The following is an 11,288-nucleotide window of genomic DNA, read 5'->3' on the forward strand; positions in this document are numbered from 1 at the left end:
TTAAGTCGAACAAACAACCGTCCTATGCGTCCCCTCAAATGGTTTTCGCCTATCGAATTTCTTAATAATAGTGTCCAATATGATTGACAAACCTACAGGAGCGGTATTAAGTGAGGAGTGAGGAATGAGGAGTGAGGAATGAGAAATGGGCAAAGCTGAACAGAGATGTGGACAAGCACCGAGCGTAGCGAGCACTTAAACGCAGGCTCAAGCCCGGCGTTAGAGGGCTTGTGGGTTCTTAGGGCAAAGCCCTGAGCGGAGTTTGAGGCAGAGCCTCAATAGGCGTAAGCCTACTAGGTGCAGATTGAATTATAAAAAGCAGAAGAAGGTTGTGCTCTATTATAAAGTAATATCGGAGCAAAAATCTGCACCGCTTACCCTTTCCCTAATCAAATGTAACCCCGCAAAGAGCGTAGCGATTTTGCGGCAGAAGAACCTCTCCAGAACAATCTGTAGGGGCGAACAGCGTTCGCCCGTGCTCAGGATTTGCTGTAAATTCAGAATTGTCGGGGAGAATTTTTTGCTGCCGAACCTTGTTGTTACCGTGGGTTTGTTTCTTCGACGGGCGAACGGTGTTCGCCCCTACACATACATCGAGCTGATACCGCAGGTTGAGTAACAATACCAGTCCGAAAAATCGTACATATACGCAAATTCAAAAAATATTGATAAAAAAGCCTTTACAATTAAAAATAATTGTAGTATAATGATTAAAACAACTGTTCGATTGAGGAGGCATTTATGGATAAGTTTCAGCTTGTTTCAGATTATAAGCTTTCAGGCGACCAGCCTGAGGCTGTGGACGCTTTAGTAAAGGGTATCGAAAGCGGCATGAGAGAGCAGACCCTTATGGGCGTTACCGGTTCCGGCAAGACCTTTACTATGGCAAACGTTATTGCTAGGATAAACCGTCCAACGCTCGTGCTTGCCCATAATAAGATACTTGCCGCTCAGCTTTGCTCTGAGTTCAAGGAGTTTTTTCCGAACAATGCCGTGGAATATTTCGTGTCCTACTATGACTATTATCAGCCTGAAGCCTATGTGCCTAGCAAGGACGTTTATATCGAAAAGGACAGCTCCGTTAATGACGAGATAGACAAGCTCAGACATTCCGCTACCTCCGCTATCGCTGAACGCCGTGACGTTATTATCGTTGCCAGCGTTTCTTGTATCTACTCCCTTGGTGACCCTGAGGAGTATAAGTCCATGGTGGTGTCTATACGTCGTGGTATGGAGAAATCCCGTGACAGACTTATCGCTGACCTTGTGGGTATCCAGTATGAGCGTAACGATATAAATTTCGTGAGAAACAAGTTTCGTGTCAGGGGAGATGTGGTGGAGATATTCCCTGCAAATTCTACAGACACAGCTATCAGAGTGGAGTTCTTCGGCGATGAGATAGACCGTATCACTGAAATAAACGTAGTGACTGGCGAGGTGCTTTGCTCACTTGCCCATGCCGCTATTTTCCCTGCTTCCCATTATATTGTCAGCCGTGATAAAATGCACGACGCTATCGAGGAGATAAAGCAGGAGCTTGACGAGCGTATCAAGTATTTCAAAGACAACGATATGCTTATCGAAGCTCAGCGTATCGCCCAGCGCACCAACTACGATATTGAGATGTTGGAGGAGATAGGTTTTTGCAGCGGTATCGAGAACTATTCCCGTGTGCTTGCAAGACGTCCCGCCGGCTCTACGCCGTTCACTCTCCTTGACTTTCTGCCTGAGGATTTTGTGCTTTTCGTGGACGAGTCACACGTTTCTCTGCCGCAGGTAAGAGGTATGTATGCAGGCGACAGGGCAAGAAAACAGACCCTTGTTGACTATGGCTTTCGCCTACCGTCAGCAATGGACAACAGACCGCTGACCTTTGATGAGTTCTATTCTCATATCAATCAGGCGGTTTTCGTGTCCGCTACCCCTGGACCTATCGAGCAGGAAAAGTCACAGCAGATAGTGGAGCAGGTCATAAGACCGACAGGTCTGCTTGACCCTGAGATAATCGTAAAGCCGACTGAGGGTCAGATAGAGGATTTGCTCAGCGAGATAAATATGCGTACCGCTAAAAATCAGCGTGTGCTTGTTACTACTCTTACAAAGAAAATGGCTGAGGATCTCACAAATTATCTCAAGAGCTTTGACGTAAAGGTGAGATATATGCACCACGATATCGACACTATCGAGCGTATGGAGATAATCCGTGACCTGCGTCTGGGCGAGTTTGACGTGCTTGTTGGTATCAACCTTCTGCGTGAGGGCCTTGACCTGCCTGAGGTAACTCTTGTGGCTATACTTGATGCCGATAAAGAGGGCTTCCTGCGTTCTGAAAGCGCACTTATACAGACCATAGGCAGAGCCGCTCGAAACGCCGAGGGCAAGGTAATAATGTATGCCGACACCGTGACACGTTCAATGGAAAAGGCTATCACCGAAACGGAGCGCCGACGTGCAATACAGATGAAGTTCAACAAAGAACACGGCATAGTTCCGAAAACTATCGTCAAGGATATAAGAGATGTAATAGAGATATCCACCAAGGAAGAGGTGGAATACGAAGCAAGGCAGAAAACAAAGCTTTCAAAGCAGGAAACTGCAAAGCTTATAGAAAAGCTCACAAAGGAAATGAAAGAGGCGGCAAAGCTGCTTGAATTTGAGCACGCCGCATTCTTGCGTGATAAAATTGCGGAGTTAAAGGGTGAGAAGAAATAAAAAGCCTTGCGAAACATAAAACGGATATATATCCACAAAACGTGTGTAGCCCGCCTGCATACCAATATGTGATTTTTCAATACCAAAAGGAGAGTAAAGAATACCAATGCCAATTAACGAGATAGTTATAAAAGGTGCAAGAGAGCATAATCTCAAAAATGTTGATGTTACCATACCGAGAGATAAGCTTGTTGTTATGACAGGTCTTTCGGGTTCGGGTAAATCTTCTCTTGCATTCGATACCATATACGCTGACGGACAAAGACGTTATGTTGAGTCGCTGTCATCTTATGCGAGAATGTTTTTGGGTCAAATGGATAAGCCTGATGTTGACAGCATAGAGGGACTTTCACCTGCTATATCCATAGATCAAAAGACTACCTCCAAAAATCCACGTTCAACTGTTGGAACAGTCACCGAGATATACGACTATCTCAGATTGCTTTACGCCCGTATAGGCGTGCCACACTGTCCTGTCTGCGGAAGAGAGATATGTCAGCAGACAGTGGATCAGATCGTGGATAAGATAATGGAGCTTGACGAGGGTACAAAGATTCAGCTTTTAGCTCCTATCATCAGAGGTCGTAAGGGCGAGCATACAAAAGAGCTTGACCGTGCAAGAAAGTCGGGCTATGTGAGAGTGCGTATAGACGGCATAACCTATGACCTTTCGGAAGAGATAAAAATAGAGAAAAATAAAAAGCACACGATCGAGATAGTCGTTGACCGACTTGTTATCAAGGAGGGCATAAAGTCCCGACTTACCGACAGTATCGAAACTGTTTCTTCGCTTACAGGGGGACTTGTAGGGGTTGACGTTATCGGCGGAGAGGAAATGCTTTTTTCACAGAATTATGCCTGCCCTGAGCATGGTGTTTCTATCGACGAGCTGACACCGAGAATGTTCTCATTCAACAATCCTTTCGGTGCTTGCGAAAAGTGTACTGGTCTTGGTGTGTTCAAGAAGATAGACCCTGAGCTTATTATCCCTAACAAAGACCTTTCCATAAGACAGGGCGCAATCAAAGCCAGTGGCTGGAACAGCCTTGAAGAAGGCTCTATCGCCATGATGTATTTCAATGCAATTTCTGAGACCTACGGCATATCCCTTGACGAGCCTGTGAAAAATCTCGACAAGGACGCTATAGACATTTTCCTTTACGGCACGCAGGGTCAGAAGCTTCACCTAAAGCGTGGCAATAAGTTCTATAAGGCTGACTATCAGGCTGAATTTGAGGGCGTTATACCAAACCTTGAAAGACGTTACAAGGAATCCAACAGCGATTGGGCAAAGGCTGATATAGAAGCTTATATGAGCGATGAAAAGTGTCCTGCCTGCCATGGTGAAAGGCTGAAAAAAGAGAGCCTGAGCGTTACAGTTGGCGGAATAAATATCGCAGAGCTTTGTCACAAATCGGTGGCAAAGGCACTGGAGTTTTTTGAAAACCTTGAGATAAGCGACCGTGACAAGCTTATCGGTGAGCAGATAATAAAAGAGATAAGGTCACGCCTTGGCTTTCTCAAAAGCGTTGGACTGGAATATCTCACCCTGTCACGTTCCGCAGGCACACTCTCAGGCGGTGAGAGCCAGCGTATAAGGCTTGCAACGCAGATAGGCTCATCACTTGTGGGCGTGCTGTATATCCTTGACGAGCCGTCTATCGGTCTGCACCAGCGTGACAATGACAAGCTTATCGCAACCTTAAAAAGGCTTCGTGACCTTGGCAATACCCTTATAGTGGTAGAGCATGACGAGGACACCATGCGTGCGGCAGATTTCGTGGTGGACGTTGGCCCCGGTGCAGGCATACACGGGGGAGAGATAGTGTGCGCAGGAACTGTTGACGATATAATGAAGTGCAAGCGTTCTATCACAGGACAGTATCTCAGCGGTGCAAAGAAAATACCTGTTCCTGAAACACGCAGACATGGCAACGGAAAGTTTTTGAAAGTCATCGGTGCAACACAGAACAATCTGAAAAACATAGATGTTGAGATACCTCTCGGCACTTTCACCTGCGTAACAGGTGTGTCAGGTTCAGGCAAATCATCACTTGTGAACGAGATAATCTATAAGGAGCTTGCGGGCAGATTAAATCGCGCGAAAATACGCTCTGGAGCATTCAAGGAAATGCAGGGGATAGAGCATCTCGACAAGGTCATTGATATCGACCAGTCGCCAATAGGCAGAACGCCAAGGTCTAATCCTGCCACCTATACAGGCGTTTTCACTGATATCAGAGAACTTTTCGCACAGACCGCTGATGCAAAGATGAAAGGCTACGGTGCAGGACGTTTCTCATTCAACGTCAAAGGCGGAAGATGTGAAGCCTGCGAGGGCGACGGTATAATCAAGATAGAAATGCACTTTTTGCCTGACGTGTATGTGCCATGCGAAGTCTGCGGTGGTATGAGATACAACCGTGAAACGCTGGAAGTTAGATATAAGGGCAAGAATATCTATGACGTGCTTGAAATGACAGTGGAAGAGGGCGTTGAGTTTTTCAGTGCTATCCCTAAAATAAGCCGTAAGCTTGAAACACTGTATGAAGTTGGTCTTGGCTATGTGAAGATAGGGCAGGCGGCTACAACGCTTTCAGGCGGTGAAGCGCAGAGAGTAAAGCTTGCAACAGAGCTTTCAAAAAGAGCCACAGGCAGAACTATATATATCCTAGACGAGCCGACTACAGGACTTCACACTGCGGACGTACACAAGCTTATAGAGGTATTGCAGAAGCTTGCAGACGGGGGAAATACAGTGCTTGTTATCGAGCATAATCTTGATGTAATAAAGACCGCAGACCATATTATAGACTTAGGTCCTGAGGGTGGCGACGGCGGCGGAACTATCGTCTGCACAGGCACGCCTGAGGAAATTGCGGCTTGCGACAGGTCTTATACGGGACAGTATTTGAGGAAGATGCTGTAGCTGTAACAAGTGAGGAGTGAGGAGTGAGGAATGAGGAATTGGCATAGCTGACCCTTGTGGCTCTTCAGTACGAGGTAAATGTATGCACTTTGTTTGTTCTGCTATATGGTGCAGAGGGGTGCGGAAATGAAACAACCAAACAAAAAAATAATCAAAGCGGTGTCGAGAAATAAAACTCACACCGCTTTTCTATAACTCAAACAAAGCACCAGCAAAGAGCGTAGCGATCTTGCGGCAGTAGAACCTTTCCCGAATAATCTGTAGGGGCGAACAGCGTTCGCCCGTGCTCAGAACTTGTACAAATTCAGAACTGTAGGGGAGTTTTTTACGTTTGCCAAACAGCGTAATAATCAGGGTTTATTTCTTCGACGGGCGAACAGTGTTCGCCCCTACACATTATTTTAGCAAATACCGAATATAAATATCTCGGTGATGAACTTGTTTAAAATAAAGATAAAAAATACCACCTACGGCGTGTCGTTCAGTTTCTTTTTCGTCGTCGCACTTGTGTCTGTCTGCTCAGGTACGCAGGCGGATATGCTCTTTGTTACGCTTATGTGCTGCGCACTCCACGAACTGGGTCACCTCGTACTCATGACCGCTTTCGGAAGCTCACCGCAAGAAATTGTTGTCTATGGAGGCGGTATCCGCATTTTCCCTGATGATAAACAGCTGTCTAAATACCACGAGCTTGCTGTGCTTTTCGCAGGACCTGCCGTGAACTTTATGCTCTGCCTGCTGTCATATATGGCAAATGGTGGTGGCTTTTTCTGTCAGGTGAATTTTCTGCTTGGTGTGCTAAACCTACTGCCATTTCGCTATTTTGACGGTGGCAGGATACTCGCCTTGCTTGCCAACGGCAAGGTCTGCGAGTTTTTCAGAGCGGTGTTTATACTACTCTCAGCGGTGGCTATGATACATATGATACTCAACGGCACTGTGAGCGTTTCTTTTGCCGCAACTTTTTGCTTTATCGTCCTCTCTGAAGTCATATATTAACACTTTGCTTATTGCTTTTGTAATAAATATTTGGTATAATGATATGAAATGCTTATGTATCTGTAGGGGCGAACAGTGTTCGCCCGTTTCACCTCACTTTGTGTATTGCTTTCGCTTTGCTGGGTGCGGTGAGATAGTACAGACATTCAATATCGGAGGATAAAACTTTGGAAGAACTGAAAAAGAAAATAGAAAAGTTGTTGCTTAAAGTTCAGCGTCCGTCAAGGTATATAGGCGGCGAGGTGGGCAGCGTTGTAAAGGATAAGGATAAGGTGGACGTGCGGTTCGCTTTCTGCTTTCCTGATACTTATGAGGTGGGTATGTCACACCTTGGCATGAAGATACTATACGGTCTGAAAAACGCCCGTGAAAACTGGTGGTGCGAGCGTGTTTTTATGCCTGAGGAGGACTATAACAAGCTCATGCGTGAGAACGATATCCCTCTTTATGCACTGGAGAGCCTTGACCCTATAAAGGATTTCGACTTCATCGGCTTTACGCTCATGTATGAGCTTTCTTATAATAATGTGCTTGAAATGCTCGACCTTGCAGGCGTGCCGGTGCTTGCAAAGGATAGAACTGAGCTTACGCCTCTTGTTATCGCAGGCGGTCCGTGTGCCTGCAACCCTGAGCCTATGGCTGACTTTTTCGACCTGTTCATTCTTGGCGAGGGTGAGGAAGTCAACGTTGAGCTTCTTGAACTTTACGAAAGAATGAAGCCTTTGAAGCCTACTAAGCAAGAGTTTCTAAGAGAAGCCGCAAAGCTGGAGGGCGTTTATGTTCCGTCATTCTATGACGTGGATTACAACGAGGACGGTACTGTGAAGTCTATCACGCCAAACGTCCCTGAGGCACCTGCTAGGGTCAAAAAGCGTGTTATAAAGGATTTTGATAAGGTATATTACCCTGAGGGCTTTGTTGTGCCGTTCACTCAGATAGTCCATGACAGAGCGGTGGTTGAGGTACTGAGAGGGTGCATAAGAGGCTGTCGATTCTGTCAGGCAGGCTTTATCTACCGCCCGTTCAGAGAGAAAAGCATCGACACCATAAAGAACGAAACAAAGTCACTTTGTGAGCAGACGGGCTATGAGGAAGTGTCCTTGTCGTCACTGTCAACAAGCGACTATACAGAGATAAACAAGCTTTTGGAAAATCTTGTGGAATACACCGACGGAGAGCAGATAAACCTTTCATTGCCTTCGCTGCGAATAGACAATTTCAGTGAAGAGCTTTTGGAGAAAATAAAGTCCGTAAGAAAAAGCGGTCTGACCTTTGCTCCAGAAGCAGGCACACAACGGCTTCGTGACGTAATAAACAAAAACATCACTGAGGACGAGATAATGCGTACCTGTCGCACTGCCTTTGAGGGCGGTTACAGCACTGTAAAGCTTTATTTCATGCTTGGTCTGCCGGAGGAAACGCTGGAGGACGTTGAGGGTATCGCAAAGCTTGCGCAGAAAGTCCTTGACCTTTATTACGAAACACCAAAAGAAAAGCGTGGCAAGAGTGTGCAGATATCAGTTTCTACTGCAACATTCGTACCAAAGCCTTTTACTCCGTTTGAGTTCGAGCCACAGGCAACTCCCGAGGAGATAAAAGTGAAACAGGAACACCTTTTCAAAAGTCTTACAAGCCGCAAGATACGCCTTAGCACTCACCAATCCTATACATCTATATTGGAAGCGGTTCTTGCAAGGGGTGACAGACGTCTTGGCAAGGCGATATACACCGCATGGAAAAAGGGTTGCTATCTTGACGGCTGGGACGAGCATTTCAAGGCTGACAAGTGGCAGGAAGCATTTGAGGAGTGCGGGCTTGATACAAGCTTCTATGCTCACCGCAGACGTTCTTATGACGAGATAGCACCGTGGTCGCACCTTGATTATCTTGTGAGCCATGAGTTTTTCGTTCGTGAGAACAAGAAAGCACATCAGGCAGTGACTACACGAAACTGCAAAGAGGGCTGTTCAGGCTGTGGCATAAAATGCGAATACGGAGGTGTTTACTGTGGCAAACGCTGAGCCGAAGAATGTAAATCTCCGTTTGGAGAGATTTGAATACAGAGCGGTATTTTCAAAAACAGGCAGGGCGAAATACATTTCTCATCTTGACCTTATGAGAGCCTTTCAGCGAGTGTTCAAAAGGGCGCACCTGCCAATATGGCACACTCAGGGTTTCAATCCCCATGTGTATATAATGTTCCCGCTTGCATTGCCTTTGGGCACCGACAGCAGGGTAGAGATAATGGACTTTGCTCTCACTGAGGATATCCCATACAACGAGGTTTTGGAGCGAATGAATGCACAAACGCCTGTTGGTCTGGAGATAGTGAGCGTTTCAAAGCCTGAGCATAAGCATACCGACATTACAGCGGCGGAGTATGTGGCAAGGCTGAAAACAGATAAGAGCGTACATGAAGTGGCGGAGCTTTTCGGCAAGTTCATAGCACTTGACAAGATAGAGATAGAAAAGCGAACCAAGAAAAAGACTATCAATCTTGTGGATATAAAGCCACATATCACAGTGCTTGACAGCAAAGAGCTAGAGGACAGCTTTGAGGTGACATTAAAGCTGCCCTGCGGAAGCTCCTTCAATCTTAATGTGAACGTAGTCATAGACACGTTCTGTGAGCGTTATGGTATAGAAATATCGGAAATTTATACAGAACGTACAAAAATACTCATGGCAAATGGCGAAAATTTTATATAAATATCCTTGCAAAAGGTTTTGAGATGTGGTATAATATTAAAGCATTTGAATTACCGTCGGTTCTTCCGACGAGAGTTAATGCCACGCCTTTGAACGAAAGGCACGACATTAAAGCGGGCAGTCCTCTGGCTTTGCAGCGATAGCTGCCATAAAGCGAATGAATGTCTGAAAATATTAAGGAGGAATTTAAAGTGGACGCTTTAAAGCAGATTTCTAATTCAAGCCTTAAATCCGAGGCACCTGTTATCAATGTTGGTGATACAGTAAAGGTACACGTAAGAATTACAGAGGGTGACAAGTCCAGAATCCAGGTATTCGAGGGCACAGTTATCGCTAAGAAGCACGGTGGAATCCACGAGACATTCACAGTTCGTAGAGTAGCTCACGGCTGTGGAATCGAGAGAGTTTTCCCTGTTCATTCACCTGTAGTTGAAAAGGTAGAGGTTGTACGCAGCGGTAAGGTTCGCCGTGCTAAGCTCTATTATCTCCGTGACAGAGTTGGTAAGGCAGCTAAGGTCAAGGAAGCTATCAGATAATTCTTTCTATAAAAACGAGTCGGCTTTGGTCGGCTCTTTTTTTTATATCCACGACTGAGTTGTTCGCACGATATACGGTAGGGGCGAACAGCGTTCGCCCGCATATATCGCCCGACAATTTTATGATATTCGTACATTCGTTATATTTTCACAAACCATGTAGGGCGTCGTCCCCTACAGTTCTGAATTTGTACAAGTTCTGAGCATGGGCGAACACTGTTCGCCCCTACAGATTATTTGGGATAGTTTGTCTTGCCGCAAAATCACATGACATTTCACCGTCACATTGCACAAAATGTCGGTATTCGATTTGTGCAAACAAATGATTTATATTTTAATTTGGCAACATTTCTGCAATTGTTGCATTTTTTATGCAACAAAACGCCTTTTTTTCTGGATAAGTAGAGGGGGATAATTTCCTCTGCTTCACAGAGAAAGGACGATAAAAATGGCAAAGAATTTTCACACAGACAACAAAGCGTTCATGCTTTACAAAGACTGGGAGGACATTTTTCAGGCGCTTGACAGCAGCGAAGAGATAGGCGAGCTTGTCATGGCGCTGTTTGCTTATGCAAAGAGGGGAGAAACACCAAAGCTGTCAGGCGGAGCAAAGATAGCGTTTCTTATGATGAGGGCTGCTATCGAGCGTGACGGCATAGCATGGGAAGAGATGTGTGCTCAAAGGAGTGAGTGCGGTAAAAAGGGCGGCAGACCTAAAAAGTCTGATGAGTCAGGGAATACTGATGAAAAAGCTGAGCAGACAGCTGCATCAGCAGATAATGCAGAAGAAAAACCTCAGGGTATAAATGATACCGCAGAAAAACCAAAAGCTTTTTCACAAACCAAAAGGTTTTCAGAAAAAGCAAAAAAAGCTGATAAAGATATAGATATAGATAAAGACAAAGATACAGATATAGATATAGACAAAGATACAGATAAAGATATAGATAAAGAGAAAAAGAAAGACGCAGGGACAGCGAAGTCTGTCGTCAGGTCTTTCGGCACACACAAAAATATAATGCTCACATCAGAGCAGTATAACGAGCTTGAAAGCAGGTGTCGGTCTGTCGGTCGGTCTTTAGAGAGCTATATATCTAAATTATCTCAATGGCTGTTTACCAAGGACAGGCACTGCACAGACCCATACCGCATAATCTCAGGCTGGCTTGACAATGATTCAAAGAGAAAGACTGCGGCAAAGCCCAAAGAAAGACAAGGCTGCGATCTGTCGTGGTATGATGACTTTGCCATGAATTTTGATCTGTCAAAGTTTTTTTAGGCAATATCAAAAAGAAATTTATCTCACTGTAGGTTTGTCAATCATATTGGACACTATTATTAAGAAATTCGATAGGCGAAAACCATTTGAGGGGACGCATAGGACGGTTGTTTGTTCGACTTAA

General features: G+C 45.3%; 7 protein-coding genes. All 7 read left to right on the forward strand.

The window, feature by feature from the left end:
- Positions 1-741: 741 nt before the first annotated feature.
- The 7 genes from uvrB to OCV57_RS13965 all read left to right on the forward strand — a co-directional run bounded on the left by uvrB (position 742) and on the right by OCV57_RS13965 (position 11,164).
- The gene (gene uvrB / locus OCV57_RS13935; RefSeq protein WP_117923498.1) at positions 742-2,712 is read left to right on the forward strand and encodes an excinuclease ABC subunit UvrB; all 1,971 of its coding nucleotides are present in this window, start codon (positions 742-744) and stop codon (positions 2,710-2,712) included.
- Between the two features lie 106 nt (positions 2,713-2,818).
- Positions 2,819-5,641, forward strand: coding sequence for an excinuclease ABC subunit UvrA (gene uvrA, locus OCV57_RS13940; RefSeq protein ID WP_267302044.1), 2,823 nt, complete (start codon positions 2,819-2,821; stop codon positions 5,639-5,641).
- Positions 5,642-6,079: 438 nt separating this feature from the next.
- Positions 6,080-6,640 (forward strand): zinc metalloprotease, encoded by a 561-nt coding sequence (locus tag OCV57_RS13945; protein WP_267302045.1) that lies wholly within the window; start codon positions 6,080-6,082, stop codon positions 6,638-6,640.
- Positions 6,641-6,807: 167 nt separating this feature from the next.
- On the forward strand, positions 6,808-8,661 hold the full coding sequence (locus OCV57_RS13950) for a TIGR03960 family B12-binding radical SAM protein (protein WP_267302046.1): 1,854 nt from the start codon (positions 6,808-6,810) through the stop codon (positions 8,659-8,661).
- Positions 8,648-9,349, forward strand: a complete 702-nt coding sequence (locus OCV57_RS13955) for a TIGR03936 family radical SAM-associated protein (protein ID WP_117897556.1) — start codon at positions 8,648-8,650, stop codon at positions 9,347-9,349. The genes OCV57_RS13950 and OCV57_RS13955 overlap by 14 nt, the downstream gene beginning before the upstream one ends.
- Before the next feature lie 191 nt (positions 9,350-9,540).
- Positions 9,541-9,885 carry a 50S ribosomal protein L19 gene (rplS, locus tag OCV57_RS13960; protein WP_022286692.1) on the forward strand — a complete coding sequence of 115 codons (345 nt, stop codon included), beginning with the start codon at positions 9,541-9,543 and terminating at the stop codon, positions 9,883-9,885.
- 448 nt (positions 9,886-10,333) lie between these two features.
- Positions 10,334-11,164, forward strand: a complete 831-nt coding sequence (locus tag OCV57_RS13965; RefSeq protein WP_267302048.1) for a DUF6291 domain-containing protein — start codon at positions 10,334-10,336, stop codon at positions 11,162-11,164.
- The last annotated feature ends 124 nt before the right edge of the window (positions 11,165-11,288 follow it).

It is taken from the genome of Hominimerdicola aceti (assembly GCF_025567495.1).
Taxonomy (GTDB): Bacteria; Bacillota; Clostridia; order Oscillospirales; family Ruminococcaceae; genus Hominimerdicola; species Hominimerdicola aceti.

Excerpts from the sequence above, each read along its gene's own strand:
- uvrA (WP_267302044.1), top strand. The coding sequence starts at position 2,819 with ATGCCAATTAACGAGATAGTTATAAAAGGTGCAAGAGAGCATAATCTC.
- uvrB (WP_117923498.1), top strand. The coding sequence starts at position 742 with ATGGATAAGTTTCAGCTTGTTTCAGATTATAAGCTTTCAGGCGACCAG.
- OCV57_RS13965 (WP_267302048.1), top strand. The coding sequence starts at position 10,334 with ATGGCAAAGAATTTTCACACAGACAACAAAGCGTTCATGCTTTACAAA.